This is a genomic window from Streptomyces bicolor (genome assembly GCF_000719285.1).
GTDB lineage: Bacteria > Actinomycetota > Actinomycetes > Streptomycetales > Streptomycetaceae > Streptomyces > Streptomyces bicolor.
In genome coordinates, this window is sequence record NZ_JOFS01000006.1 from 267134 (window position 1) to 293661 (window position 26528).

The 26528-nt window shown below is 70.5% G+C and carries 23 protein-coding genes and 1 tRNA gene; 9 read left to right on the plus strand and 15 right to left on the minus strand.

Annotated features, from left to right (window positions below; genetic code table 11):
• Positions 1-145: 145 nt before the first annotated feature.
• Positions 146-2077, minus strand: a complete 1932-nt coding sequence (locus IF78_RS0110080) for an NAD-binding protein (RefSeq protein ID WP_031482699.1) — start codon at positions 2075-2077, stop codon at positions 146-148.
• A gap of 182 nt (positions 2078-2259) precedes the next feature.
• On the opposite strand from IF78_RS0110080, the gene IF78_RS0110085 reads away from it, so the two are divergent.
• From IF78_RS0110085 to IF78_RS0110100, 4 genes are all read left to right on the plus strand, one after another.
• On the plus strand, positions 2260-3279 hold the full coding sequence (locus tag IF78_RS0110085) for a permease (RefSeq protein ID WP_031482697.1): 1020 nt from the start codon (positions 2260-2262) through the stop codon (positions 3277-3279).
• Positions 3276-3995: a TIGR03943 family putative permease subunit gene (locus tag IF78_RS0110090; protein ID WP_031482695.1), complete on the plus strand. Its 720-nt coding sequence runs from the start codon at positions 3276-3278 to the stop codon at positions 3993-3995. Before IF78_RS0110085 ends, IF78_RS0110090 begins: the two co-directional genes overlap by 4 nt.
• A 103-nt stretch (positions 3996-4098) precedes the next feature.
• Entirely contained in the window at positions 4099-5313 is a 1215-nt protein-coding gene (locus tag IF78_RS0110095) for an amidohydrolase family protein (RefSeq protein WP_031482693.1), read from the plus strand.
• A 115-nt stretch (positions 5314-5428) separates the two neighbouring features.
• Complete coding sequence (locus tag IF78_RS0110100; RefSeq protein ID WP_031482691.1) at positions 5429-5617, plus strand: ferredoxin; 189 nt, start codon at positions 5429-5431, stop codon at positions 5615-5617.
• Between the two features lie 8 nt (positions 5618-5625).
• Here IF78_RS0110100 and IF78_RS0110105 read toward each other — a convergent pair whose 3' ends face one another.
• The 9 genes from IF78_RS0110105 to IF78_RS0110145 all read right to left on the minus strand — a co-directional run bounded on the left by IF78_RS0110105 (position 5626) and on the right by IF78_RS0110145 (position 16642).
• The gene (locus tag IF78_RS0110105; RefSeq protein WP_031482689.1) at positions 5626-6402 is read right to left on the minus strand and encodes a glycosyltransferase family 2 protein; all 777 of its coding nucleotides are present in this window, start codon (positions 6400-6402) and stop codon (positions 5626-5628) included.
• 301 nt (positions 6403-6703) lie between these two features.
• Positions 6704-10777: a WD40 repeat domain-containing protein gene (locus IF78_RS0110110; RefSeq protein WP_031482687.1), complete on the minus strand. Its 4074-nt coding sequence runs from the start codon at positions 10775-10777 to the stop codon at positions 6704-6706.
• Between the two features lie 528 nt (positions 10778-11305).
• Positions 11306-11488 carry a hypothetical protein gene (locus IF78_RS0110115; RefSeq protein WP_158751327.1) on the minus strand — a complete coding sequence of 61 codons (183 nt, stop codon included), beginning with the start codon at positions 11486-11488 and terminating at the stop codon, positions 11306-11308.
• A gap of 77 nt (positions 11489-11565) precedes the next feature.
• On the minus strand, positions 11566-12363 hold the full coding sequence (locus tag IF78_RS48340) for a GAF domain-containing protein (RefSeq protein ID WP_158751329.1): 798 nt from the start codon (positions 12361-12363) through the stop codon (positions 11566-11568).
• Positions 12364-12709: 346 nt separating this feature from the next.
• On the minus strand, positions 12710-13366 hold the full coding sequence (locus IF78_RS0110125; protein ID WP_031482682.1) for a DUF1326 domain-containing protein: 657 nt from the start codon (positions 13364-13366) through the stop codon (positions 12710-12712).
• A 192-nt stretch (positions 13367-13558) separates the two neighbouring features.
• The gene (locus IF78_RS0110130; RefSeq protein ID WP_037640081.1) at positions 13559-14395 is read right to left on the minus strand and encodes a DUF2182 domain-containing protein; all 837 of its coding nucleotides are present in this window, start codon (positions 14393-14395) and stop codon (positions 13559-13561) included.
• Positions 14396-14668: 273 nt separating this feature from the next.
• Positions 14669-14742, minus strand: a tRNA-Pro gene (locus tag IF78_RS0110135).
• A 33-nt stretch (positions 14743-14775) separates the two neighbouring features.
• Entirely contained in the window at positions 14776-15585 is an 810-nt protein-coding gene (locus IF78_RS0110140; protein ID WP_031482677.1) for a Pr6Pr family membrane protein, read from the minus strand.
• Between the two features lie 130 nt (positions 15586-15715).
• Complete coding sequence (locus IF78_RS0110145; RefSeq protein WP_031482675.1) at positions 15716-16642, minus strand: metallophosphoesterase; 927 nt, start codon at positions 16640-16642, stop codon at positions 15716-15718.
• Between the two features lie 131 nt (positions 16643-16773).
• On the opposite strand from IF78_RS0110145, the gene IF78_RS0110150 reads away from it, so the two are divergent.
• Positions 16774-17238: a GatB/YqeY domain-containing protein gene (locus tag IF78_RS0110150; protein WP_031482673.1), complete on the plus strand. Its 465-nt coding sequence runs from the start codon at positions 16774-16776 to the stop codon at positions 17236-17238.
• Positions 17239-17329: 91 nt separating this feature from the next.
• Here the strand turns inward: IF78_RS0110150 and IF78_RS0110155 are convergent, their stop codons facing one another.
• Positions 17330-19609, minus strand: coding sequence for a transglycosylase domain-containing protein (locus IF78_RS0110155; protein ID WP_031482671.1), 2280 nt, complete (start codon positions 19607-19609; stop codon positions 17330-17332).
• Positions 19610-20182: 573 nt separating this feature from the next.
• Here IF78_RS0110155 and wblA point away from each other — a divergent pair.
• The gene (gene wblA, locus IF78_RS48850; protein WP_031482669.1) at positions 20183-20521 is read left to right on the plus strand and encodes a transcriptional regulator WblA; all 339 of its coding nucleotides are present in this window, start codon (positions 20183-20185) and stop codon (positions 20519-20521) included.
• Between the two features lie 72 nt (positions 20522-20593).
• Here wblA and bagB read toward each other — a convergent pair whose 3' ends face one another.
• Complete coding sequence (gene bagB, locus IF78_RS0110165) at positions 20594-22024, minus strand: ATPase BagB (RefSeq protein WP_031482667.1); 1431 nt, start codon at positions 22022-22024, stop codon at positions 20594-20596.
• Positions 22025-22076: 52 nt separating this feature from the next.
• Positions 22077-23054, minus strand: coding sequence for an ATPase BagA (gene bagA / locus IF78_RS0110170; protein ID WP_031482665.1), 978 nt, complete (start codon positions 23052-23054; stop codon positions 22077-22079).
• Positions 23055-23160: 106 nt separating this feature from the next.
• Here bagA and sp36 point away from each other — a divergent pair, with 106 nt between their 5' ends.
• The 3 genes from sp36 to IF78_RS0110185 all read left to right on the plus strand — a co-directional run bounded on the left by sp36 (position 23161) and on the right by IF78_RS0110185 (position 24744).
• Positions 23161-23322, plus strand: coding sequence for a Sp36 family protein (sp36, locus tag IF78_RS47570; RefSeq protein WP_010986011.1), 162 nt, complete (start codon positions 23161-23163; stop codon positions 23320-23322).
• Positions 23319-23786, plus strand: a complete 468-nt coding sequence (locus tag IF78_RS0110180; protein ID WP_031482663.1) for a RidA family protein — start codon at positions 23319-23321, stop codon at positions 23784-23786. Before sp36 ends, IF78_RS0110180 begins: the two co-directional genes overlap by 4 nt.
• A gap of 133 nt (positions 23787-23919) precedes the next feature.
• The gene (locus IF78_RS0110185) at positions 23920-24744 is read left to right on the plus strand and encodes a nucleotidyltransferase domain-containing protein (protein ID WP_031482661.1); all 825 of its coding nucleotides are present in this window, start codon (positions 23920-23922) and stop codon (positions 24742-24744) included.
• Between the two features lie 3 nt (positions 24745-24747).
• Here IF78_RS0110185 and IF78_RS0110190 read toward each other — a convergent pair whose 3' ends face one another.
• Complete coding sequence (locus IF78_RS0110190; protein WP_031482659.1) at positions 24748-25578, minus strand: MBL fold metallo-hydrolase; 831 nt, start codon at positions 25576-25578, stop codon at positions 24748-24750.
• Between the two features lie 67 nt (positions 25579-25645).
• Positions 25646-26512 carry an NUDIX hydrolase gene (locus IF78_RS0110195; RefSeq protein ID WP_031482657.1) on the minus strand — a complete coding sequence of 289 codons (867 nt, stop codon included), beginning with the start codon at positions 26510-26512 and terminating at the stop codon, positions 25646-25648.
• Positions 26513-26528: the final 16 nt, after the last annotated feature.

Sequence of the window (26528 nt, forward strand, 5' to 3'; positions counted from 1 at the left end):
CCTCTGGGGGAGTTTGAGGACGAGGCCCTTTAGGGGCCGAAGCGGGGGCCTGGGGGCGGTAGCCCCCAGGCGGCCGGGGTCGAAGGGGCAGCGCCCCTGGTGGATGGGACGGGTAGGGGCGGCGGGGGCGAGAAAACTCCCGCCGTCACGCCCCCGCCCGCTCCCGCGACCGCCTCCCCAAGAGTTCCGCCAACCCCCGCCGCGTCGCGGCCAGTACCACCCGGTCGTCCTTCTGGAGGAGGTAGTTGTCGGGCAGGTCCCACACCCACCCCGACGCACCCCCGCCCACCCGGGCCTCCTCGTACGCCTCCTCGACCGCCGGTTCCTCCCGGCGATCGTCGGAGCGCCCGTCCTGCGGGCTCCGGTCCAGGGCCAGTACCCGCCAGGCGCCCTCCTTGAAGGCCTCGCCGACGGTCTTGTCCTCGAGCTGGGGATGACCGGCCACGTCCAGCTCCGCGAACAGCAGCACCCGCCGCTCGACGGGAATCGCCCCCAGGATCTGCCGCCCCATCATCGCCCCGGCGAAGGCGGGCGCCGCCAGATGGGTCACGCTGCGGCTCCGGGTGGAGGCGTGGGGGTGCGCGGCGCGCAGGGTGCGGTAGACGGCGGTGGCGAAGTCGTCGTCGTACAGACGCAGGACGACCCGCAGATCGGGCCGCACGGAGCGGGCGTACAGCGCGGCCTCGAGGTTCGTCGTGTCCGCGCTGGTCACCGCGAGCAGCGCGCTCGAACGGTGGATCTTGGCCGCCTCCAGGACGCCTTCCTGGGTGACGTCCCCGAGCACCACCGGCACCCGCAGCCGCCGCGCCGTAGCGAGCCCGCGCGCCTCGGGGTCGGCCTCGACGCACACCACGGGAATGTGCAGTTCCCGCAGCCGCGTCAGCACGCGGGTGCCGATCTTGCCCAGGCCGAGCAGCACCACATGGCCGCCCAGCCCACGCGGCGGTTTGCGCAGGGCGGACGCGGTACGGAACGTGCCCAGCGCCTCCAGCACCGCCGCCAGCAGCACCGGAAGCAGCAGCAGTCCCATCAGCCCGGACAGGAGCTGGAGGATCTGGCGGGCCAGGGACTGGTGGAGTGCGGGTTCGTTGATGGCGAAGAGGTCGAGAAGGGTCATGTACGTCGCGTAGAGCGGGTGTTCGCCGGTCACCACCGTCAGCGCCACGGCCAGCGCCGCCACACACCCCACCAGTCCCGCCAGCGACCACCTCAACCGCCGCGAGAACAGGGACCCGAACGACGGCACGACCCCCCTGCCGGACGGCAGCGACGGGCCCGCGTACGACACCTGCTCCAGGACGACCGTCCCCCGCCCCCTGGCCTCCCGCACCGCCGCCGTGTCCGGCAGCAGCAGCGGACCGTGCTCCCCGTTGCCCTCCGAACCGGCCGCTCCGGCCGGGTCGTTGCTGGACAGGACGGCCAGCGTGGCCAGCCCGGAAGGCGGCGCTTGGCCCGGACGCAGGGGCGGGCGCTCCACCGCGCGCAGCAGCAGGCCGTCCGTCTGTACGACTTTGGTGGTGCCGGCGACGGCGGTGGCGGCCAGTGCGGGGGCGGCCGTATCGGCGTCGGAGAGGACGGTCGTCGAGGCGTCCAGCCCCGCATCACCCACGCCGGTCGCCAACGCGGCCGCCTGGTCGAGGAGTTCCTCGATGTGCTGGCCCAACCGGCGGTTGTAGAGGCGCAGGACGAGCCGGAGGCGGGGGTTGAGGCGGCGGGCGGTGAGGGAGGCGCGGATGTTGGTCTCGTCGTCGTCATAGACGAGGGCGAGCGCGGCGGCCCGCTCCACGCCCGCCTCGGCGAGCTTCTCCTCGGTCGCCTCGCCGGCCTCCACCACCCGGATGCTCCCGGTCGGCTCACTGCCGCCGGTTCCGCTGCCGGTCCCGCCGCCCGTCCGGCTGACGGCCACGTTCACCATCCGGTCGATGAACGCCGCCGACGCCGCCCGGGCCCGGCCCACGACCGGCGTCCGTACCGTCCGCTCGGAGGGCGGCACGACGAGCGTGACCTGTTCGCCGTACACCCCACGCAACTCTTCGGCCAGCCGATGCGCCAGCCCGTCGTCGCCGCACACCACCATGTGTGCGGCGGTGTCACTCCCTAAGCCCTGATTCGGAACGCTCCCCACGAGGGGAAAGACTGCCTGAAAGTGACGGGTGGTTCCAGAAGCGGTCCTGCGGACCCTGAACGCCCGCGCCTCTCCCGCCGTATGAGAGGGGAGGGAATCCAACGCCCTTCCGCACCACCGGAGGTACCTCGCCCGTGGCGATCACCAAAGCGGTCCCGAAGGGGACCGATGACCACAGGGAGCAGGCGAGGCCGCAGGAGGAGGCCCGGCACCTCAACTCCCCACTCCTGCTCACCATGCTGATGCTCGTGCTGGTGCTCCTGCAGAGCCCGATCCGCCGCGCGCTCTCCGCCCCGGTCATGCAGAGCTGGACGACGGTGTTCGTCGCGGTGATGGTGCAAGCGCTGCCCTTCCTGGTACTCGGCGTGCTGCTCTCGGCGGCGATCGCGGTGTTCGTGCCGCCGTCCTTCTTCGCCCGGGCACTGCCGAGCCGCCCCGCCCTCGCGGTCCCGGTCGCTTCGGCGGCGGGCGCGGTGCTGCCGGGCTGTGAGTGCGCGTCCGTACCAGTGGCGGGGGCACTGGTCAGGCGGGGCGTCACCCCGGCAGCGGCACTCGCCTTCCTGCTGTCCGCCCCGGCGATCAACCCGATCGTGCTGACGGCGACGGCCGTCGCCTTCCCCGGCGACCCGGAGATGGTCCTCGCCCGACTGGTCGCGAGCCTCCTGGTGGCCTGCGCGATGGGCTGGCTGTGGCTGCGCCTCGGCCGTACCGACTGGCTGAAGCCGCCGTCCCGCCCCTCCCACGACGGCCAGACCAAGGGCGAGGCCTTCTGGGGCTCCGTGCGGCACGATGTGATGCACGCGGGCGGCTTCCTGGTGGTCGGCGCGATGGCGGCGGCGACCCTCAAGGCGGTGGCCCCGGAGAGCTGGTTGCGGGCCGCGGCCGACAACCCGGTGCTGTCGGTCCTCGTCCTCGCGATCCTCGCCGTGGTGCTGTCCATCTGCTCGGAGGCGGACGCGTTCGTGGCGGCGTCGCTGTCGCAGTTCTCGCTCACGGCCCGGCTCACGTTCCTCGTCGTGGGCCCGATGATCGACCTGAAGCTCTTCGCGATGCAGGCGGGCACTTTCGGCCGCGCCTTCGCCCTGCGCTTCGCACCGGCCACGTTCGCGCTGGCCGTGGTGGTGTCGGTGCTGACCGGCTGGGTGATCCTGTGAACCGCCAGGCGCAGTCGGCCGTCCTGTTCCTGCTCGGCGCGTCCCTGCTGCACGCGGGCACGACCGACCTCTATCTGCGGTACGTCAAGCAGGGCTTGCGTCCGCTGGTGCTGGTGGCCGGCGCGGTGTTGATCGCGGCGGCGGTGGCGACGGTGTGGTACGAGCGGAAGCGGGCGCGACGCCAGAAGCAGACCGATGAGCATGCTCACCCCGAACCCCGCGTCTCCTGGCTCCTCGTCCTCCCCCTCTTCGCCCTCATCCTGGTCGCCCCGCCCGCCCTCGGCTCCTACAGCGCGACCCGCACCGGCACCGCCCTCCAGGAACCCCTCGCCTACCCCGCCCTCCCCGCCGCGGACCCCCTGCCCCTCAGCGTCGTCGACTACGCGGGCCGCGCCGTCTACGACCACGGCCGCACCCTGCGCGACCGCCGGGTCCGGCTCACCGGCTTCCTGGCCCTGGACCCCGACGGCACCCCCTACCTGGTCCGTATGGCCCTCAACTGCTGCGCGGCCGACGCCCAGCCGGTCAAGGTCGCCCTGACCGGCCAGGTCCCCCCGGTCCTCCAGCCGGACACCTGGCTCCAGATCACCGGCACCTACACCCCACGCCGCGCCGAGGACCCGGTCAACGGGGGCCCGATCCCGTACATCGAGGTCACGGAGGCGAAGCCGGTGCCGGCGCCGAAGGATCCGTACGACGAGAGCTGGAACAACTGACGCCTGGCGTCGACCTGCATGAGCCCTGGCGGGACTCCGGCCGGGCCACTACCCTGACCCTAAATCTGATGGACCGTCAGATAAGGCGCTTCGGGAGGTAAGCGTGGCCAGTACCGAGAGCGGCACGAAGGATCTGCCCAAGGTCATCAGCGTGGACGACCATGTGATCGAGCCCGCGCACCTCTTCGAGACCTGGCTCCCGGCCAAGTACCGGGACCGGGGCCCGAAGCCCCTCACTGCCGGGATCGGTGACCTCGAGTACATCGGCGGGAAGTACCGGTTCACCACGGACCCGGACGGCCAGATCACCGACTGGTGGGAGTACGAGGGCGACCTCTTCCCGTACAAGCGCATCATCGCGGCCGTCGGCTTCTCCCGGGACGATATGACGCTCGACGGCATCACGCGCGAGCAGATGCGGCGCGGCTGCTGGGACCCGAAGGCCCGGCTGGCGGACATGGACATCAACCACGTCGAGGCCTCGCTCTGCTTCCCGACCTTCCCGCGCTTCTGCGGCCAGACCTTCGCGGAGGCCAAGGACAAGGAGGTCGGGCTGGCCTGCGTGCGCGCCTACAACGACTGGATGGTCGAGGAGTGGTGCGGCGACAGCGGCGGCCGGCTGATCCCGCTGTGCCTCATCCCGCTGTGGGACATCGACCTCGCGGTCGCGGAGATCCACCGGAACGCGGCGCGCGGGGTGCGGGCGGTGACGTTCAGCGAGATTCCGACGTATCTCGGGCTGCCGTCCATCCACTCCGGCTACTGGGACCCGTTCTTCGCGGCCTGCGAGGAGACCGGCACGGTCGTCAACATGCACATCGGGTCCTCCTCCCAGATGCCGGCCGCCTCACCCGACGCCCCGCCCGCTGTCCAGGCATCCCTCAGTTTCAACAACGCCATGGCGTCGATGATGGACTTCCTCTTCTCCGGGGTCCTGGTGAAGTTCCCCCGGCTCAAACTCGCGTACAGCGAGGGCCAGATGGGCTGGATCCCGTACGCCCTGGAGCGCGCGGACGACGTCTGGGAGGAGCACCGGGCCTGGGGCGGCGTGAAGGACCTGATCCCGGAGCCGCCGTCGACGTACTACTACCGCCAGATCTTCTGCTGCTTCTTCCGCGACAAGCACGGCATCGAGGCGATCGAGACGGTCGGCGTCGACAACGCGACCTTCGAGACGGACTATCCGCACGTCGACTCGACCTGGCCGGAGACCAAGCGGGTGGCCGAGGAGCACGTCGGCGGGCTCTCCGCCGAGGTCGCCTACAAGCTGCTGCGCGGAAACGCGATCCGGATGCTCGAACTCCCCTTTGACCAGTAGGACCAGTAGGACCAGTAGGACCAGTAGGACCAGTAGGACCCGGAGGATTAGGAGGGTTCGGCGGCTGGGCAGTCCAGTCAGGAAAGCCCGGCCACGGTCCACGACGGGAGCGCGGATGAAGGTCTCCATCGATCCGAACCTCTGTTACGGCTCCGCCGAGTGCGTCCACCGCGCACCGTCGGTCTTCGAGTTCGTCGACGAGTACGGCGTCGTGCGACCGGGACGGGAGGACAGCGGCGCCGACCCGAGGGTGCGGGAGGCCGTCGAGAAGTGCCCGTCCCAGGCCATCTCCCTCACCGAATAGCAGGCGGATCAGCGAACGGCGGGCGGACAGCACCAGCCGAACGAGCCCAGCGCCCGCGCCCTGGCCTCCACCACCGCCATGCGTGCCGCCCGCTCCGCCGGGTCGACGTGGGCCCGCTGACCCGTCATCTGGCCCTGCCACTTGCGGTAGAGCAGCCCCACCTCCGCCGAGAACCAGCCCCGGCTCACCGAGCTGAGGGCCAGCAGCAGGCCGGTGTCCTCCGAGGCCGGCAGCGCCATCCAGCCGCCGAGGCCGAGCAGCAGGTCGCGGCGTACGCAGAGGGTCGCCGGGTGGACCTGGGCGCGGAAGTCGTGCGCCTGCCAGAAGTCGAGCACGGCACCCCGCTCGATCGGCCCGTCGTCGGGGTCGTCGGGGAAACCGGCCGTCGAGCCGTCCGGCAGGAGGTCCAGGACACGGGAGGTGGTCCAGCCGACCGAGCCGTCGGCCTCCAGGACGGCCACGTCACGGGCCAGGGTCCCCGGCGTGAGCTGGTCGTCGGCGTCCAGGATCTTCACGTACTCGCCCTCGGCGTGCGCGAGCGCGATGGTGCGCGCCACGCCGGGGCCACCGGGGCGGCCCTGACGGAAGGTCACGCGCGCGTCGTCGGGGATGTACGGGCGGACCTCGTCCGTCCTCCCGTCCTCCTGGATCACCCAGTGCCACTCCCAGCCCGCCGGCAACTCCTGCGCGTCCAGCGACTTGTGCGCCTCCGGCAGGAACGCCGCCGAAGGGCCGTGCACAGCGGTGACGACGATGACGCGCTTGGTGGGGGAGTCGTGTGGCACGCGGTCAGCGTACGGCTCCTCGGCAGGACCCACCGGGTCGGGGAGGCGCGCCGCCCCGGGCGCCGGGGACATGCGAAGGCCCGACCGCTGGCGACGGGGGATGCACCAGCGATCGGGCTGTCCCCAACAGTAACAAGGCTGCCTCGCCGACGGGAGTCGACTGATCGGCTACATGGAGGGGTTGTGACCGGGATCACGGAAACCGCTGTCCAATGATCCCTCGTCATGCCACATGCGTCCCCGCTCCATCACTGAGCGCACGGACTCGCGCATGGACTCGCCCACGCACTCGCGCACGGACCTAGGTCGCGCACGGCGGTTCGTACGACAACCGCGGCAGATACTCGTCCCACTTCTCCCGCGTCAGCACATTCCGCGTGGTCGAGCAGACGCGGCGGATCGCCTGGTCCACGTCCAGGTTCCACAGCCGTACGGTGTCGGTGCCGCTGGAGACGCCGAGCATGTGGCCCGTCGGGCTGAACGACAGGAAGTTGCCCGTCTTGGCGTTGGGGCTCATCGCCTGACCGACGGCGGAGGCGTCGGACGGCCGGGAGACGTTCCACAGCCGCACGGTGTTGTCGTTGCCACCGCTGGCCAGATAGCGCCCGCCCTCGTTGAACGTCAGCGACACCACCGACTCGGTGTGGCCGGTGAGCGGGGGGCCCAGCGAGGCCGCCGCAGCCGGGTCGGTGACGTCCCAGAGCCGTACGGTGTCGTCGTCGCTGCCGCTGGCCAGGGTCTGGCCGTCCGGGCTGTACTCGAGCGCGTTCACGGGCCCGGTGTGCCCGGTGAGCGGCGCGCCGAACAGGGTGGGACGGCGGGGGTCGGTCACCTTCCACAGCCGGATCGTGCTGTCCGCGCTGCCGCTGGCCAGCGTGCGGCCGTCCGGGCTGAAGGCCAGGGAGTTGATGTAGCCGGTGTGCCCGGTGATCGGTGCGCCGAGCGGCACGGCATGGGCCGGGTCGCTGACGTTCCACAGCCGGATGGTGCGGTCGTCGTAGGCGGTGGCGAGGGTGCGTCCGTCGGGGCTGTACGCCAGCGCGTCGGGGCCCATGAACCGGGTGCGCAGGGTGATGGGCGCGCCCAGGGAGACCGGGCGGGACGGGTCGCCGACGTCCCACAGATGCACCGCCCGGTTGCCGGTCAGCACCGCGAGGGTGCGGCCGTCGGGGGAGAACTCCAGGGAACGCTGGCCGCCGTCGCCGGGCATGAAGGGCTCGTTCAGCAGCACGGGCCGGGCGGGCCGGGCCACGTTCCACAGCCGTACGCTGCCGTCGCGCGCGGCCGTGGCGAGCACCTGCCCGTCCGGCCGGAACGCCCCGCTGCGCCCGATCATGTCCGCCGTCGGAATCGACCACAGCCGGACCTTGCTGTCGCCGCTGCCGGTGGCGAGCGTACGGCCGTCGGGGCTGAACCCGAGCGCGTACATCTCCCCGCTGGCCCCCGCGAGCGGCTCGCCGACCTGGGAGGGGTACGCCGGGTCGCTGACGTTCCACAGGCTCGCGGTGCTGTCCGCGCTGGCGGCGGCGAGCATGCTGCCGGCGGGGTTGAAGGCCACCGACCAGATGGGGCCGGTGTGCCCGGTGAGCGGTGCGCCGAGCTGGCTGCCGTGGCGCGGATCGGTGACGTCCCACAGCCGGATGGTGTCGTCCGCGCTGCCGCTGGCGAGGGTGCGGCCGTCCGGGCTGAAGGCGACGGAGTGCACCAGGTCGGTGTGCCCGGTCAGCGTGGAAAGCGCCTTCGGGCGGCCCGTTTCGGCCACGTCCCACAGCCGGATCCTGTCGTCGTCGCCCCCGGCCGCCAGCGTGCGCCCGTCCGGGCTGAACGCCACGGACCGCACGGCGGCGTCGGCCCCGGTCAGCTTGGCGAGCGCCGCCGGCCGCGCCGGATCGGCCACGTTCCACAACCGCACCGTGCGGTCCTCGCTGACCGAGGCGAGCGTACGGCCGTCCGGGCTGAAGGCGACCAGGTAGATGGTGCCCTCGTGCCCGGTCAGGGGCGCGCCCAGCGCACGCGGCCGGTTCGGGTGCCGCACGTCCCACAGCCGGACCGTGCCGTCGTCGGCGGCGCTGGCGAGGGTACGGCCGTCCGGGCTGAAGACCGCGCTGCTCACCCAGCTCTCGTGCCCGGTCAGCGGCTTGCCCAGAGGCTTGGGCCGGGCCCGGTCGGCGACGTCCCACAGGCGTACGGTCCGGTCGTAGCTGGCGGTGGCCAGGAGCCGCCCGTCCGGGCTGAACGTGGTGAGGTAGACGGCGCCGGTATGGCCGCGCAGGGGTGTGGCCAGCGGGGCGTTCACGATCGAGATGAGCCGGCTGCTGGTGTCCTCGTCGTCCGGGCGCAGCCGGTGCGCCACCAGGTCGAGCTGGGCGGACAGCGAGGGGTCCGTGTACTGGAAGCGGTCGGCCTCGGCGAGCACCTGCGCGAACACGGCGTCGTCCCGCTGCTGCCAGGCGACCACCGCCGCACCGACGGCCACCATGGCCAGCGCGACCAGCGCCGCGACCGCGCTCCGCATGATCCACACGGTGCGCCGGCGCAGCCGTACCGAGGCGGCCAGGAACTCCACGGCGCTGCGGGTGAGGAAGGTGTCCCCGGCGGACCGGGCCCAGCCATGGGCCTGCTCCAGCCGCGACCCCCGGTACAACAGGGAGTTGTCTCTGTCGGACTCCTCCCAGGCCCGGCCGTCCTCCTCCAGCCGCTGGCGCAGCAGATTGCCCTGCCGGTCGTCGTCGATCCAGTCCCGCAGCCGTGGCCAGGCATGGAGCAGCGCCTCGTGCGTGATCTCCACGGTCTCCGCGTCCAGCGTGACCAGCCGGGCCCGCACCAGCGCCTCGAGCGACTCCTCCGTCTTGCCCGGATCCGTCGACTCCGCCGCCAGTTGCCGCCGGGTCCCGCGCCGCCGGGTCGCCTGAGTGTCCTCGCCGAGCCGGACCAGCCGGAGCAGCAGCAGCCGGGCGGCGGTGCGCGCGGCCGGATCGAGGCCGGACCAGGCACGCTCGGCGGTGGCCGCCACGGCCCCCTGGATCCCACCCGCCGCCCGATACCCGGCCAGCGTCAACCGCCCCGCCTTGCGCCGCTGCCAGGTGGCGAGCAGCGCGTGCGACAGCAGCGGCAGCACCCCCGCGTCATGCGTCCCGCGCGGGCCGTCCGCACTCACCTCGCGCACGATCAGCTCCGCCAGCCCCGGCTCCAGCTCCAGCCCCACGGCCTTGGCCGGCCCGGTCACCGCGTCCCGCAACTCCGCGGTCGTGAGCGGTCCGAGCACCATGTGCCGGTGCTGCAGCGCGTCGGCCAGCTCGGGGTGGGCGAGGCACTGCTCGTAGAAGTCGGCGCGGATGCCGAGGACGACGAGCACGGGGGCGGGGTCGTCCGCTTCGGGGGACGTGCAGGCGGCGTGCAGGACCTGGACGAAGGTGCGGCGGTCCGCTTCGTCGGGGCAGAGGGTGAAGGTCTCCTCGAACTGGTCGACGATCAGGACGGGGCGAGCGCCCGAGGGGGCCTCGCGCCGGGCCCAGGCGTGGAGGGCGTCGCGGGTGGCCCGGGTCAGGTCGGTGCCGGGCCCGGGTTCCCCGCCGGCCTCGCGCCCGGCCGCGTCACCGGGGCCGACGGCGTCTGCCGACGGCGCGGAGGAACGCTCCGCCCCTCGCCGGTCTCGCGCTGCCGAGGGACGGACGACGTCCGCGAGTTCGGGTATACGACGGGACAGCTCGGCGAGCGGATCGCTGCCGGGCACGAACTGCACGACGGTGCCGGCCGGGCCGTTCCCACCGCCCTCACTACTCAGGGCACCGTTCTGGAGCGCGGTCACCAGACCGGCGTTCAGCAGGGAGGACTTTCCGGCCCCGGAGGCGCCGACGAGCATGACCAGACCGCCGCCGGACTTCTCCACGGTGCGGAGCTGGGCGACCAGGGCGTCCGTACTCCGCTCCCGGCCGAAGAACCACCGGGCGTCCTCCTGCCGGTACGAGGCCAGTCCGCGGTAGGGACACACCCCACCGGACATCGCCGGGACCTCGACCGGAGTCCGCTCCTCCTCTTCCCCGGAGGTCGCCCGCTCCCACAGCCGCTGCCACTGGCCCAGGTCGTAGAGCCCGGCGGACACAGGTGTGGGCCGCGCGCGCCGGGCTTGCGGGATCAGGACATGCAGCACGGCGACCAGCGCGGCGAACTGCGCGGGCACGTTCTTGGCCCGCCGCCAGTCACTGATCCGCTGAGCGGACACCCGTACGGGCCGCCCCCGCTCATCGACCCGCTGCAGCCTTACGACCGCCTCGGCCACGCTCTTCAGCGGGGGGTTGCCGGCCTCCTTGTACAGCAGCGCGAGCCGTTCCGCGAAGGCCGTGCGCGCCCCGGGGTCGGAACTCAAAGCCTCCACCTCTTCACTTCCGCCGTACCTGATCATCCGGACCGGAAAACTCACTTTATACGGCTGACCTGCGGTAACGGCGGCCTCCGGAGACCGGAACCTCCTCGCGGGCACGCTCGAATGGCAGGATCACGACGCAAATGCGCAGCTCTCGCGCGCCGCTCGGACAGGCCACCAGCCAAGAGCTCGGAGAGACCACTCATGGCGCCGCATGTTCTCGGTCACTTTCCGGACCGACTCGACTCACACCGACTCGACTCACACCGGCTCGACTCACACCGGCTCGATCGACGCCGACCAGATCGACACTGACCCGCCGCCTGATGCCGCCGCGGCCGGTAACTCTCCGGACCGGCACAACAACTCCGCCGTCCGGCACCGGTCCCCACGAGGGGAGGGACCGGTGCCGGACGACGCGGTTCCCGGCAAGGGCGTGGGGGAGATGCGGAGGTCTTCGCCTGCTGCCACTCGCCGGTGCTCAGCCAGGAGCCTCACGCCGCCGAGCCAACACTCATCCCCGTGAGCGGTAGGCGCCGATTACGCAGTGTGCCGCTTCCACCTGACGACCTTCGCGATCAAGGCGAAGACCCGGCTGAGCAGTTCCTCACCCGGGCTGACGGCCGCGGACTGAACCACCTTGGAGAAGTACACATCGTTGGGCACGCGACCCGCCATCCAGGCGCGTCCCGACTCGATGATCTCGGCTTCGCGTTCAGGCATGATGTCCCCCCAGACCAATCCGCCAACTCCACAGCAGGTTAGGGCCGTTCGGCTGCCCATGGACCGTTTCGCTCATCTCAACTGTCCTTACCCTGACTTGGGGTTGCCTTACCGCCCTGCTTCCCGTCCGGTTGGCGTGGCACGCCGTTTCTGGTGACATGAACGCCGTTACCCATCGCGTGGGCGGTGCCCAGCAGATGTGTCAGGGCTCGCACGTAGGACTCTCGAACGTGCTTTTTCGTGAGCCGTTTGGCTTCCGGAGCGTCGATTACCAAAACGCCCTGTGGTTCGTTACCTGCGTATACGGGAGCGATGATGGCCGAACGATATGAGTCGCCGAGGTTGAAGCTCAGGTTTCCATCGGTGTTCATGGTGTCTTTTACGTATACGATCTCCTTGCCGTTCATTGCATTGACAAGGCCCTCCTCCTGCATCCTTTCGAGTTGTCGGGGTGGAGTATCGCGGTTGTGGTAGGTCGCCAGGCGAAGACGCCTTCTGGTCTCCACGGTGAAGAAGGCCGCACGCGCCTTGGAGCCGGCGTGCTGAGCAGCACAGGTGGTGAGCCGATCTTGGATTCGTGCCAGTCGGCCGGTCCTTTCCTCGGGGCGGGTGACAAGGGAGCCCATTTCGTCGGCCACCGCGGAGATGACCGCTTCGTTCTTGATCACTGCGTTTCGGCGTTCGCGCTTCCTGCTTATACGGGCGAACCAAGGAGCCGCGATCGCAGACATAACGCCAAGGATGATGTACCCGGCCCTTATTGCACCCTTGGAGGAGGTCACCTGAGTTCCGCAGAAAAACGTCAAGCCAGGCGAGATGATCGGTAGGAGCGCAAGTGCTATGGCTTGCAAAATAGCGAGCAGCTTTTTGAACATTACACCTTCTGCGGGATCTGGCCCTGAGCGCAAATTAATGATCAATAGGAGGCGTCGGGTCTGTAGCGCGAAAGTGAGTGTGTCGCAAACTGCGATGCAGCCAGGTCAATCATCGCAAAATTGGTGAAGTCCCGTTGGAGCGCGGAGGCTGGAGAGGGGCGCTCGCCGTCCTGCGCGCCCCCTTGTACCGCCCTGTCTGCTGGTCCGCGATGCGGCGGGCGGTAGCGGAAGGGAGACAGGGCATGGCGGAGCACCGGCAGTGTCGGCGCTGGGGGAGGCGGAGAGAGCGACCGGGAGGACGCAACCAGGCCGGGCATCGGCGGGCGCGCCCGTGCACATCGGCTCTTCAGTCAGGGCCGCTCCAGTCGAATGGGAAGTACTTGCTCGATTTGCCGGAGCGTTCCCAGGAGAAGCCGAATGCGTCTGCGCGGTCGATGGTTGCCCGGCCCCATGTGGCGATCTGGCCTGGCCCCACCTCGGCGCCCGGGGCGTTGTGGACCTGGACGCGCGCACCGTTCGGGGTGGTCGGGCCGCTGAGAGCCTCGGCGGTCGCCGTGACGCGGCCTGGGATCTCGGCTCGCCAGGTGGCAAGGTCCTCGTCGATCTCCACGTGGATGGGTGCGATGACCATGCCACGCATCTCGGGGTGGAACATCTCCCCGAACTGTGCCGGCCAACCGCCCGCCTCACCGCCGAAGACGGCCCCCAGCGCAGCGCGCTGCTGGTCGTCGGCGCGTTCGTCGAGGAAGACCGCGGCGTACGGATCGGTATGCGTGCCGGCCCACGGGTTGCCCTCGAAGGAGCCGAGCATCAGGACGTTGAGATCGTCGAGCCGTACGTCGCCGAAGTTGCCTTCCCGGATGTGCCAGACGAGTACGCCTTCGCAGTCACCGTAGGTCGGGGGCTGCGCGAACGTGCAGGGGCAGGGTATGGCGCACTTGCACACATCGAACCAGTCGCCGGCCAGGTGCCAGCGCGTGCCGGTGGGGGCCTGTTCCGTCATCTCGCTTCCCTCCTGCCGAGCCCGAAGGAGCTCACTCGGAGTGGCGAGACCGCGTATCCCGAGCCCGCTCCCGGGATCGGGAGGGTGGCCTCCCCTCCAGCTTGCACCCCACGTGCAGGGCGGGAAACCGGTCCACGGGGAGGAGGGTCCCGACTCGTGCGCCGGGCGGCGGACCTGGCACGTACGGGGGGATCACATGCCGTCCATTGACGGCATCGAGCCCTCCAGCCCCGGCAGCAGCCAGTCCTGAAACGGAGCGAGCAGGGCCAGGACGAGGAAGGCGACGCCCACGACGCTGGTGAGAAGCAAGCCCCGGGACCACAGCTTTTCCACGAAGATCACCAAGGCCAGTCCGGCCATCGCCGCCACGTTCATCACGCCGAGCGGAACGAGGACGACCATCAGTCCGGCGCAGCAGCCGACACAGTAGGCGCCGTGGTGGACGCCCACCCGCAGGTCGCGGGCCGGTCGCCGGAAGCCGGCGTAGCGCACCAGATGGCTCAGCGGGTCGCGGCAGTGCCGCAGGCAGACGTGCTTGAGGGGACCGAGTTGGTACAGGCCCGCGAGCAGGAAGGCGATCGAGCCGATCCAGCGTCCGGCGGTGGGATGGTCGTCCACCAGGCCGCCGGTCAGGGCCAGGGCCCCGTAGGCGAGCAGCCCGAAGGCCGTCCACACCAGCAGATATCCGCCCACGAACTCGACGGTGCGGGCGGCCCGGGTCCAGCCGGAGAACTGCCGTCCGATGCCCCGCACCCAGGTGATGGCCACCGGTGCCATGGACGGCAGCATCATGGCCGCCATCATCGTCACCCAGAGCAGCAGGAACAGGGGCAGCGCCATCCCCATGGTGCCGGGCTCGACCCCCATGTCCCGGGCCTGTCCGATCGTCATCGCCCAGGCCGGCACCGTGATCAGGACGACGAGGATCCAGGCGGCAGCGAGATCTCGCGTGGGCAGCAACCCCCCGCCCGCTCCGGTCGGGGCGGGCGACCGGGAGGGTACGAAGGCGGAAGTCCGGCTGCGACGCATCGGTGTTGCCTCCTGCGGCTGCTTCCAGAACAGCACACGCGCACCTGCGATGCGACCTGGCCCAGGCGGTCCTTACGGCCAGTCAGATTCGCGAATGCGCAGGCCCGGGCCCCTTGAGCCGACGTGCCCGACGTGCCTCGGCCTGCTCAGGCGCTGACCCCCTGGGAGAAGCCGACCAAGATCTTCTCCCGGATTGCTCGCAAACGATCTCCAGAAACCCGTCAGGGCCCTGATCCACTTGGTGGATCAGGGCCCTGACTTGGTGTTTCTCTGTCGGGGTGGCGGGATTTGAACCCACGACCTCTTCGTCCCGAACGAAGCGCGCTGCCAAGCTGCGCTACACCCCGATGTCACTGCTTGTCGCGGCGACGACGTTTACTTTAGCCCACTGGTGGCCGGAGACGAAATCCGGTTTTCGTGCGGTGATGGGCGCGGCGGCGGATCGGGTTGGGGCGGGTGTGGTCGAGGGCCACGAGGACTATGGCCAGGGCGTAGATGGCGAGGCCGAGGAGGAGGGCGTTGCCGAGGACGCTCTTGTAGCCGTGCTGGGCCACGTCGAGGAAGGGGTAGAGGTAGCGGCCCGGGGTGCCGGGGGCCAGGAGTTCGCCGCGGACGAAGGTGAGCGCCAAGTAGGTGAGGGGGTAGAGCAGCCAGTTCGCTGCCCGTCGTAGGCGCAGTTGGCCGGGGGTCGTGAGGAGCAGCCAGTCCAGTACGGCGGCGATCGGGGTGGCCGTATGCAGGACCTGGTTGGTGATCGTGTGCCAGCCCGTCGGTGGGGTGGTCTCGCCCATGAGGGCGCCGGGGAGTGCGTAGGAGGTCGCCCCCTTCGTCAGCAGCAGGTGGTAGACGAGGCCCGTGACCACGGCGTAGAGCAGCGTGGCGCCCGTCAGGGCCGGTGGCAGGGGGCGGCGCGCGGTCCAGGCGCGGCGGGCCGCGAGGGCGAAGACCAGGGCCAGCAGGATGTTGCTCTGGATCGCGAAGTGGCTCAGGGTGCGCAGTGGGCCGCCGGCGATCATCTCGGCGGTCACCGCCGCGGCGGCGGCCAGGGCGACCAGCAGGCGGTACGCGGCGGCCAGGGGGCGGCGTGTGGGGGTCGTCACCGCCGTGGCGGGGACGTGGGAGGGCAGCAGCGCGGGGATGCCCGGTATCGCGGGGAGGTCCGGGATGTCCCTGGGTATCGGGGCGGTCATGCCCTCACGCTAAGCAGGGTGGACGAATCGGGCGATACGGGTAATCCGTGCGGGTTACCCGAAGGCGCCAGGTCGCCCCCACTTCGTTACGCCGACCAGCCGACCAGCCGCCGCCCCTTACCTCACCCCGCTACTCCCGCCCCACCAACGTCAGCAACGTCGCCTCCGGTGGGCAGGCGAAGCGGAACGGCGTGTAGCGGTTCGTGCCGCAGCCCGCCGAGACGTGGAGGTAGGCCGTACGGCCCTCCGCCGTGTGCGTGGACAGGCCCTTCACGCGGTCCGTGTCCAGGTCGCAGTTGGTGACCAGGGCGCCGTAGAAGGGGATGCAGACCTGGCCGCCGTGGGTGTGGCCGGCCAGGATCAGGGGATAGTCGTCGGCCGTGTACGAGTCCAGGACTCGCAGGTACGGCGCGTGCACCACGCCCATCGCGAAGTCGGCGGTGCCGGACGGACCGCCGGCCACCTGTGCGTAGCGGTCCCGCTTGATGTGCGGGTCGTCCAGGCCGGTGAGCTCCACCGACACGCCCTCGACCTTCAGCGTCCCCCGCGTGTTGGTGAGGTTGAGCCAGCCCGCGGCGTCGAAGCCGTCGCGCAGGTCCTCCCAGGGGTTGTGGATCGCGCCGACGACGGGCGGGTTGCCGTTCAGGCCGTGGCGGCCCTGGACCTTCTCCAGCAGGTAGCGGGCGGGGTTGCGCGGCCTCGGGCCGTAGTAGTCGTTCGAGCCGAAGACGTACGCGCCCGGGAACTCCATGAGCGGACCCAGCGCGTCCAGGACCTCCGGCACGCCCTCCGGGTCGGAGAGGTTGTCACCGGTGTTGATCACGAAGTCGGGGCGCAGGCCGGCCAGCGAGCGCAGCCAGCGCTGCTTCTTGCGCTGGCCGCCCACCATGTGGATGTCGGAGACCTGGAGCACCCGCAGCGGGCGCATGCCCGCGGGCAGGACGGGGATCGTCACCCGTCGCAGGCGGAAGGAACGGGCCTCAAAACCCGCCGAGTAGAGCAGTCCGGCGGTGCCAACCGCCGCGATTCCCAGGGGAACTCCATATCGCGCGCGCATACGACCATCGTGTCAGACCGGCGGAGCGCTCCGTGCCGGGCCGTCCTCGACCGCGTCCCGTAGGACGCCCGCGTACAGGTCCCTTGAAATCAACGGGCGTCCCCCCTCCCACACCTGCGACAATCAACCCCATGACCACGCTCAAGTCGAAGCTGCAGGAAGACCTCAACGCCGCGATCAAGGAGCGCGACGAGCTCCGCTCCTCGACGCTCCGGCTGACGCTCGCCGCGATCACCAAGGAGGAGGTCGCGGGCAAGGAGAAGCGCGAGCTCTCCGACGACGAGGTGCAGAAGGTGATCACCCGCGAGGCGAAGAAGCGCCGTGAGGCGGCCGACGCCTTCGCGCAGGGTGGTCGCGCCGAGCAGGCCGAGCGGGAGAAGGCGGAGGGTGAGGTCCTCGCCGCGTACCTGCCGAAGCAGCTCAGCGACGACGAGCTGAACCAGATCGTCGCCCAGGCCGTCGAGGAGGCCAAGGCGGCCGGTGCCGAGGGGCCCCGCGCCATGGGCGCCGTCATGAAGATCGTGAACCCGAAGGTGGCCGGCCAGGCGGAGGGCGGCCGGGTCGCCGCGGCGGTGAAGAAGCTGCTCGCCGGCTGAGACGGCCGCCGGAGTTCGGTTCCATGAAGAGGGGCCCGGCATCTGCCGGGCCCCTCTCTCACGCGATCAGCCGGTTCACACGGCCAGCCTGTCAGCCACGACCCCCGTTGCCGTTCCCGTTGCTCTGGCCCTGCCACCAGCCCTCGGGGATCGAGAAGGTCGGGGTCGGGAAGGCGCCGCCGTCCGAGCCGCCGTTGTTGCCGCCGCCGACCAGGCCGCCGATGAGGTTGTCACCGTTGTCCCCGTCGTTGCCGCCGTTCTGGTTGCCGTTGTCGTCGCCCTCGTCACCCCGGTCGCGGTCGCCCTTCGGGATGTCGACGAGGTTGAAGTTCTCGACGGACTTGCCCGCGAGGGCGCCGCTCATGGCGTCCTTCCAGATCGGGCCGGGCACCTCACCACCGAAGACCAGCGAGTGGTACTCGCCGCCGATGGTGATGTTGCGCATCTTGACCTCCTGGGTGGCACTGCCGACCCAGACGGCACCGGAGAGGTTGGGCGTGTAGCCGACGAACCAGGCGTTGCGGCGCTCGTCCGTCGTACCCGTCTTACCGGCGCTCTCGCGATCGCCGAGACCGGCCTTCCTGCCCGTGCCGGAGTCGACCACTCCGCGCAGCAGGGTGTTGATGGTGTCCGCCGTCTTCTCGGACATCGCCCGCGAGCACGTCGACTTCGGCACGTCCAGCGACTTCTGCTGCCCGCCCACCTTCTGCGTGATCGACTCGATGGCGACCGGCGTGCAGTACATGCCGCGGGACGCGAAGGCGGCGTACGCGCTCGCCATGGTGAGCGGCGAGATACCGGTCGAACCGAGCGTCATCGACGACGGCACCTCGGGGATGTTCTTGCCGTTGCCCTGGCGCACGTGGAGCTTGTCGGTCATGTTGACGACCGGGCACATGCCGATGTCCTCGATCATCTGCACGAAGTAGGTGTTGACCGACTTGGCCATGGCTTCCTCGAGCCGGTAGGGGCCGACCTCGGACTCGTTCTCGTTCTCCAGCTTGTAGTCGCCGTCGTTGACCCAGGGCTTCTCGCAGCCCCGCACCGTCTGCGGGTACGGCATCTGGTACGGAGCGGGGTACTCCTGCGTCGCGGGCCGCCCCTCCTCCAGCGCGGCCGCCGCCACGAACGGCTTGAACGTCGAACCGGTCGGGAAGCCGAAGTTGGAGCCGCCGTACGCCGCGTCCACCGAGTAGTTGAGCTCGGTCTCGTTCTTGCCGGAGCCGTACGGCTTCGACTGGCCCATGCCGAGGATCTTGCCGGTGCCGGGCTCGACCAGTGTGGTCGCGGCCGCGACCTTGTCGGTCTGGTAGACGTGCTGCTTGAGCGAGTCCTGGACCGACTCCTGGGCCTGCGGGTCGAGGGTCGTCGTGACGGTCAGTCCGCCCTGGTTCCAGATCTTGGCGCGGGCCTCGCGGTCCTTGCCGAAGACCGGGTCGCTGAGGATGACCTTCTCGACGTACTTGCAGAAGAAACTGGCGCCCTTGACCGCGGTGATGCAGCCGTTCTTGGGCTTGCTGACCTTCAGGCCCAGCGGCGTCTCCTTGGCCTTGTCGGCATCCGCCTGGGAGATGTCGCCGACGTCGGCCATGCGCTGCAGCACGATGTCGCGCCGCTTGATGGCCTCGGCCTCGTCGTTGATCGGGTCGTACCGGCTGGGCGACTGGACGATGCCGGCGAGCAGGGCCGCTTCCTGGAGCTCGAGGTCCTTGGCGGACTTGGAGAAGTAGCGCTCGGAGGCGGCCTCGACGCCGTACGCCTGCTGGCCGAAGAACGTGATGTTCAGGTAGTTCTCGAGGATCTTCTTCTTGCCGAGCTCCTCCTCGACCTGGATCGCGTACTTCAGCTCCTTGATCTTGCGCCCGATGGTCTGCTGGGTGGCCTGCGCGACCTTCGTCGGGTCGTCGCCGGCCTCCTCGACGAAGACGTTCTTCACGTACTGCTGCGTCAACGTGGACGCGCCCTCGCTGACGCCGCCGCTCTGGGCGTTGCGGTTGAGGGCGCGCAGGACGCCCTTCAGGTCGACCGCGCCGTGCTGGTAGAAGCGGGCGTCCTCGATCGCGACGATCGCCTTCTGCATGTACGGCGAGATGTCCTTGAGGTCGACCACCGTGCGGTCACGCGAGTAGACCGTGGCGATCGTGCCGCCCTTGGCGTCCAGGATCGTCGTGCGCTGGCTCAGCGGCGGGGTCTTGAGGTTGGCCGGGAGTTCGTCGAAACTCTCGACCGAACCCTTGGCCGCGAGTCCCAGCGCGCCGACCGCGGGCAGCGCGATACCCGCCAGCACGGCTCCCGCGAGCACACTGACACCGAGGAACTTGGCCGCCTGCTGCGTTGCCGACAGGCCACCGCCCGAGCGCTTCTTTGGCATGAGCGAAGCCTAAACCGTAGACATGAGCGAACCGAGGGCCGACCGGTGCCAGAGCCCGGCCCGGTGAGTGATGTCGGCCATGGTGCGCCGATATGCGGTGCGACGGTGCGTCGGGGCGACGTATGCCATGGCACGGCAAAGTCAGCGTCCGCCCGCGATGGGAGCTCGCATGATGGATGCAGCCCATTCGCCGGACAGGCGCACAGGCCTTGGCCTAAGCTGCTCTCAACTGTCACAGCAGTGCGGCCACGTATCAATACGTCCGGCGACCCCGAATCGTTCCGGAGGTTCCCCAACTTTTTGGTGGACGCGTGTCCGAATCCGCCTTGTGTGTCATCCGGCGTCCGTTGTGACTCAACAGAACTGTCCCGGTTTGCCGGGAAGGTCACGCATGTCGCCAGCTCACTCCCCCGGGTGATCTGCCGCTTACGCATAGTCCGTTCGGGCCATTCAAGATTGGGCCCGAAGGGGGTGTTGCGCTGTGCCCACCTTCCGTAACGTCCTCAACTGGCGGCGGTGAATATGCCGCTGCCGCCGTGGGGGAGCCTCGATTCGGGAGAGGACGGCGCCGGTATGGGCTGGGTAGTCGACTGGAGTGCGCAGGCGGCCTGCCGCACTACCGATCCGGATGAACTGTTCGTTCAGGGAGCAGCGCAGAACAGGGCCAAGGCGGTGTGCACCGGATGCCCGGTGCGGACCGAGTGCTTGGCCGACGCGCTGGACAACCGCGTCGAGTTCGGCGTGTGGGGAGGCATGACGGAGCGGGAGCGCCGCGCACTGCTGCGCAGGCGGCCGACCGTCACCTCGTGGCGCCGGCTGCTGGAGACGGCTCGTCTTGAGTACGAGCGTGGGGTCGGTCTCGTGCCCCTCGACGACGACGAGGTGTACGAGAACTACGCGGCGGTGAGCTGAGGGGGCCCACCCGGGTCTCCCCGCACACGGAGCACGCAGGGTTCGCCCTCGGGCGGGCCCCGGAGGACTCCCTCAGGCGTCGACCGCGGGGTCGGGCAGCTCCGGCCGATGTGCCGCGAGCCGGTTTCCGATGTCCCGCAGTCCCGCGAGGTCATGCACATCGCCGGGCAGCGCGGCCACTTCGGCCACCGCCACCTCGGGGTGGAGCGCGGTGAAGCGGTCACGCGTGCGCTGCTCGCGGGAGAGCAACTGCATACGTTCGGAGTGCAGCCTCAACAGGCTTGCGGTGAGCTGGTCGACGGATCGCTCCACATGAGGGGCGACGGACTGCGGCTCGTCCGCGGCTGCGGTTCGCTGCGTGTCCTCCGTGTCCGTGGTTCGCTCCATGTCCGTGGTGGCGGGGGAGCCTTCGTCAGGAGCCGGAGCTTCCGAAGCGGACGATGGTGAACTGCCGTACGTGTCGGGGGAGTTACGAAGTCCAGCTTTCCCGCCCTCCTGATCCACAATGCGGGGCTCTTCAAGATTTTCCGCGGCGGCGAGCGCCCGCTCGGCCGACAGCCGGTCGGCGCCGCTGCCGTGGACCCGGTTGAGCACCAGACCGGCGAGCGGCATGTCCTCGGCGGCCAGCCGCTCCACGAAGTACGCGGCCTCCCGCAGTGCGTCCCGCTCCGGGGCCGCGACCACCAGGAACGCCGTCCCGGGCGCCTGGAGCAGCTTGTACGTGGCGTCCGCGCGCGTGCGGAACCCGCCGAACATCGAGTCCATCGCGGCCACGAACGTCTGCACGTCCTTCAGCAGTTGCCCGCCGAGCAGCTTGCCCAGCGCCCCCGTCATCATCGACATGCCGACGTTCAGGAACTTCATCCCCGCGCGCCCGCCGACCTTCGCCGGGGCCAGCAGCACCCGGATCAACTTGCCGTCCAGGAACGAGCCCAGCCGCTTGGGCGCGTCCAGGAAGTCCAGCGCCGAGCGGGACGGCGGCGTGTCGACGACGATGAGGTCCCACTCGTCCTTCGCCCGCAGCTGCCCCAGCTTCTCCATCGCCATGTACTCCTGCGTGCCCGCGAAGCCCGCCGAGAGCGACTGGTAGAAGGGGTTGCCCAGGATCGCGGCCGCCCGCTCGGGGTCCGCGTGCGCCTCGACGATCTCGTCGAAGGTGCGCTTCATGTCCAGCATCATCGCGTGCAGCTCGCCGTCGCCCTCGACGCCCTTCACGCGGCGCGGGGTGTTGTCGAGGGAGTCGATGCCCATGGACTGGGCGAGCCGACGGGCCGGGTCGATCGTCAGCACGACGACCTTCCGCCCCCGCTCGGCGGCCCTCAGCCCGAGCGCCGCCGCGGTCGTGGTCTTGCCGACGCCGCCCGAGCCGCAGCACACCACGATGCGGGTCTTCGGGTCGTCCAGCAGCGGGTCGAGATCGAGCACGCGCGTGGGGGAGAGATGCTGGGGGTGGTGCGGCTGGCGAGCGGCGTCGTGCGTGTGGGCCGGTTCCGGACGACTCATGACATCCCCTGCTTCCGACGTACCGCGTACCGCTCGCACCTGGTGAACGAACTCATGTCAGACCCTGTTCCCGCAGCTCCCGCGCGAGTTCGTACAGGCCCGCCAGGTCCATGCCCTCGGACAGCAAGGGCAACTCGTGCACGGGCAGCCCCAACTCGTCCAGCACCGCCCGCTGTTCCTGCTCCAGCGCGTACCGCTCGGCGTACTCGTCGGCCTGCGCCAGCAGCGGGTCCACCAGCCGCTCGGCATTCCCGCCGCGCCGCGCCCCGCCGAGCCCGGCCGAGGACAGCGACTTGGCCACGGCGGCCCGCGGGACACTCCGTACGAGTTCCAGATCGGCCGCGTCCAACACCTCGGGCCGCACCATGTTCACGATGATCCGCCCCACCGGCAGCCGCGCCCCCCGCAGCTCGGCGATCCCGTCCACGGTCTCCTGGACCGGCATCTCCTCCAGCAGCGTCACCAGATGCACGGCTGTCTCCGCGGACTTCAGCACCCGCATCACGGCCTGCGCCTGGTTGTGTATCGGGCCGATCTTGGCGAGGCCCGCCACCTCGTCGTTGACGTTCAGGAAGCGGGTGATGCGTCCGGTGGGGGGCGCGTCCATGACGACGTAGTCGTATACGAACCGCCCGCTCTTGTCCTTGCGGCGGACGGCCTCGCACGCCTTGCCGGTCAGGAGTACGTCCCTGAGCCCCGGCGCGATGGTGGTGGCGAAGTCGATGGCGCCGAGCTTCTTCAGAGCCCGGCCGGCGCCGCCCATCTTGTAGAACATCTGGAGATAGTCCAGAAGGGCCAGTTCGGGGTCGATGGCGAGGGCGTACACCTCCCCGCCCCCCGGAGCGACGGCGATCTTCCGCTCCTCATAAGGCAGCGCCTCTGTCTCGAAGAGCTGCGCGATGCCCTGCCTGCCCTCGACCTCGACGAGAAGCGTCCGCTTCCCCTCGGTCGCGAGAGCGAGCGCGAGCGCGGCGGCGACCGTGGTCTTTCCGGTCCCGCCCTTGCCGCTGACGACCTGGAGCCTGCTCACGCCTTCGAGCCTAACCAGTCGCCGCGCGAGTCACGCAGCAGCCTGTGGACAACCTGACAGCGGTCGGCCGCATGGACCCCCGCGGGCAACGGATAAAGTCGGCCACATGACCAAGTGGGAATACGCAACCGTGCCGCTGCTCGTCCACGCCACGAAGCAGATTCTGGACACCTGGGGCGAGGACGGCTGGGAGCTCGTCCAGGTCGTGCCCGGGCCGAACAACCCCGAGCAGCTCGTCGCCTACCTGAAGCGGGAGAGGCAGGCGTGAGCGCGGCCGAGGCGAAGCTCGCCGCGCTCGGTCTGACGCTTCCGGAGGTCGTGCCTCCGCTCGCCGCGTACCAGCCGGCGGTCCAGTCGGGCGTGTACGTCTACACCGCCGGCCAGCTCCCCATGGTGGACGGCAAGCTGCCGGTCACCGGCAAGGTGGGCGCGGAGGTGACGCCGGAGGAGGCCAAGGAACTGGCGCGTACATGCGCGCTGAACGCCCTGGCCGCCGTCAAGTCCGTCGCGGGCGACCTGGACCGCATCGCGCGCGTCGTGAAGGTCGTGGGGTTCGTGGCGTCCGCCTCGGACTTCACCGGCCAGCCGGGCGTCATCAACGGCGCCAGCGAACTCCTGGCCGAGGTCCTCGGCGACAAGGGCGTCCACGCGCGCAGCGCGGTGGGCGTTGCCGTGCTTCCGCTGGACGCGCCGGTGGAGGTCGAGGTCCAGGTGGAGCTGACGGGGGCGTAGGCCTTCGGCGGTGCGGGCGGCGTAGGGCCGCCGTGCGTATGTCTGTCCGGGGGTGACCCCGGACAGGCTGAACATCGCTGTACGACGCCGATAACGAGCCGTCCCGGGCCGTCCGGCAGGGCACAGTGGCCCCATGGCCGAAACCGTCCCGCGCCGAGGACTCGACGCTCAGGGCTACATCGCGCGCGAAGGCTCCCTCGGGCGCGTCCCCCACGTCTTCCGGCCGGTTGTCGTCACCGCCCGGGACCGTCTGCTCGACGTCTTCGGGGCGCGGCTGCACAGCGCCTACCTCTACGGGTCGATTCCGCGCGGCACCGCGCGCGTGGGGCGCAGCGACCTCGATCTGCTGGTCGCCCTGCGCGAGGAGCCGACCGAGGCGGACCGGGCGGACGCGCGCGTGCTCGACGAGGGCCTGGACAAGGAGTTCGCGCAGATCGACGGGGCCGGGACGCTGCTGTACGGCCGCGGGCGGCTGCTGAGCGACCTGGAGACGTACGACCTCGGATGGTTCGTCGCCTGCCTCTGTACGCCGCTGCTCGGGGAGGATCTCGCCGAGTACCTGCCGCGCTACCGCCCCGACTCGCTGCTCGCGCGCGAGACCAACGGCGATCTCGGCCTTCTGCTGCCTCGGTGGCGGGAGCGCATCGCCGGCGTCGATGACAGTGACGAGGCCCGGCGGCCGCTGGTGCGGTTCATGTCCCGGCACCTGGTGCGGACGGGGTTCACGCTGGTCATGCCTCACTGGGGCGGGTGGACCAGTGATCTGGGGGAGATGGCCGAGGCGTTCGGGGCGTACTACCCCGCCCGGGCCGAGCAGATGCGGGTGGCGGCCGGGCTCGGATACGAACCGACGGGCGACCCGGGTGTACTCCGGTCGTACGTCGATGACCTCGGGCCGTGGCTGGCGGGGGAGTACGCGCGCGTGCACGGCGTCAAAGCCCTGCGGCCCATCTCCTAGGCCCTAGATGAGGCCGTGCTCCTCCAGATAGTCCAGCTGCGCCCGAACCGAGAGCTCTGCCGCCGGCCACAGAGAGCGGTCCACGTCCGCGTACACATGGGCGACGACCTCGGCCGGGGTTTCGTAGCCGTCCTCGACCGCCGTCTCGACCTGGGCGAGGCGGTGGGCGCGGTGGGCGAGGTAGAACTCGACGGCGCCCTGGGCGTCCTCCAGGACGGGGCCGTGCCCCGGGAGGACGGTATGCACGCCGTCGTCGACCGTGAGGGACCTGAGCCGCCGCAGTGAGTCCAGGTAGTCGCCGAGGCGGCCGTCGGGGTGCGCCACGACCGTCGTGCCGCGCCCCAGGATCGTGTCGCCGGTCAGGACGGCGCGGTCGGCCGGAAGGTGGAAGCAGAGCGAGTCGGCGGTGTGCCCGGGCGTCGGTACTACGCGCAGCTCCAGGCCGCCGACACTGACCACGTCCCCCGCGCCGAGCCCTTCGTCGCCGAGCCGCAACGCCGGGTCGAGCGCACGCACGCGCGTGCCGGTCAGCTCGGCGAAGCGTCCGGCGCCCTCGGCGTGGTCGGGGTGGCCGTGGGTGAGCAGGGTCAGGGCGATGCGCTTTCCGGCCTTCTCGGCCATGGCGACGACATTGCGCAGGTGACCGTCGTCCAGCGGGCCCGGGTCGACCACGACGGCCAGGTCGGAGTCCGGCTCCGAGAGGATCCAGGTGTTGGTGCCGTCCAGGGTCATCGCGGACGGGTTGGGCGCGAGGACGTTGACGGCGCGGGCGGTGGCGGGGCCGGTGAGGACCCCGCCTCGCGGCTGGCCGGGGAGGGCTGCTGCGTCCGTCATACGAGAGGGCCTTCCAGGGCTGTGGGCGCTGTGGGCACTGAGGGCGTCGCCGCCGCTGCGGGTACGTTCATGCGGGGGCTCCGCCGGTCGGGATGTGCTTGGTGAACTCGTCGTGGCCGGGCCACGAGAGCACGATCTCGCCGTCGTCGAGCCGCGCCTGCGCCAGGACGGCGGTGAGGTCGCGGCCGGGCGCGGCGGCGAGGGCCTCGGCGGCGCTGTCGTACCCGGTCAGCTGGCGCAGGGTCGCGATCGTGGGCGGCATCATCAGCAGCTCGCCCTTGTCGTACGAGGCGGCGGCCTCCGTGGGCCGGATCCACACCGCGCGGTCCGCCTCCGTGGAGGCGTTGCGGGTGCGCTGGCCCTCCGGGAGGGCGGCGACGAAGAACCACGTGTCGTAGCGGCGGGGTTCGAACTCCGGGGTGATCCAGCGGGTCCAGGCGCCCAGGAGATCCGACCGCAGGGCCAGTCCCCGGCGGTCGAGGAACTCGGCGAACGACAGGTCCCGGGCGACCAGCGCGGCGCGGTCCGCCTCCCAGTCCTCGCCGGTGGTGTCGCCGACGACGGAATCGTCGGTGGGCCCGGCGAGCAGGACACCCGCCTCCTCGTACGTCTCCCGCACGGCCGCGCAGACGATCGCCTGTGCCGCCGCCTCGTCGACACCGAGCCTTGCCGCCCACCACGCGCGCGTGGGGCCCGCCCAGCGCACGGGATGCTCGTCGCGCGGATCGACGCCGCCGCCCGGATAGGCGTACGCCCCACCGGCGAAGGCCATGGAGGCGCGGCGCCGCAGCATGTGCACGGCAGGCCCGGCCTCGGTGTCCCTGAGCAACATGACGGTGGCCGCCCGCTTCGGAGCGACGGGGGTCAGGCTTCCGTCCGCGAGCGCGCGGATACGGTCCGGCCACTCCGGTGGGTACCACTGCCCGTTTGCCATGGGCGGAGGCTATCTC

Coding starts and splice junctions, on each gene's coding strand:
- IF78_RS0110185 (WP_031482661.1), top strand. CDS start 23,920: ATGGCCGAAACCGTCCCGCGCCGAGGACTCGACGCTCAGGGCTACATC.
- IF78_RS0110100 (WP_031482691.1), top strand. CDS start 5,429: ATGAAGGTCTCCATCGATCCGAACCTCTGTTACGGCTCCGCCGAGTGC.
- IF78_RS0110130 (WP_037640081.1), bottom strand. CDS start 14,395: ATGCGTCGCAGCCGGACTTCCGCCTTCGTACCCTCCCGGTCGCCCGCC.
- sp36 (WP_010986011.1), top strand. CDS start 23,161: ATGACCAAGTGGGAATACGCAACCGTGCCGCTGCTCGTCCACGCCACG.
- IF78_RS0110115 (WP_158751327.1), bottom strand. CDS start 11,488: ATGCCTGAACGCGAAGCCGAGATCATCGAGTCGGGACGCGCCTGGATG.
- IF78_RS48340 (WP_158751329.1), bottom strand. CDS start 12,363: ATGTTCAAAAAGCTGCTCGCTATTTTGCAAGCCATAGCACTTGCGCTC.
- wblA (WP_031482669.1), top strand. CDS start 20,183: ATGGGCTGGGTAGTCGACTGGAGTGCGCAGGCGGCCTGCCGCACTACC.
- IF78_RS0110125 (WP_031482682.1), bottom strand. CDS start 13,366: ATGACGGAACAGGCCCCCACCGGCACGCGCTGGCACCTGGCCGGCGAC.
- IF78_RS0110190 (WP_031482659.1), bottom strand. CDS start 25,578: ATGACGGACGCAGCAGCCCTCCCCGGCCAGCCGCGAGGCGGGGTCCTC.
- IF78_RS0110195 (WP_031482657.1), bottom strand. CDS start 26,512: ATGGCAAACGGGCAGTGGTACCCACCGGAGTGGCCGGACCGTATCCGC.
- IF78_RS0110145 (WP_031482675.1), bottom strand. CDS start 16,642: ATGCGCGCGCGATATGGAGTTCCCCTGGGAATCGCGGCGGTTGGCACC.
- IF78_RS0110155 (WP_031482671.1), bottom strand. CDS start 19,609: ATGCCAAAGAAGCGCTCGGGCGGTGGCCTGTCGGCAACGCAGCAGGCG.
- bagB (WP_031482667.1), bottom strand. CDS start 22,024: ATGAGTCGTCCGGAACCGGCCCACACGCACGACGCCGCTCGCCAGCCG.
- IF78_RS0110150 (WP_031482673.1), top strand. CDS start 16,774: ATGACCACGCTCAAGTCGAAGCTGCAGGAAGACCTCAACGCCGCGATC.
- IF78_RS0110080 (WP_031482699.1), bottom strand. CDS start 2,077: ATGGTGGTGTGCGGCGACGACGGGCTGGCGCATCGGCTGGCCGAAGAG.
- IF78_RS0110140 (WP_031482677.1), bottom strand. CDS start 15,585: ATGACCGCCCCGATACCCAGGGACATCCCGGACCTCCCCGCGATACCG.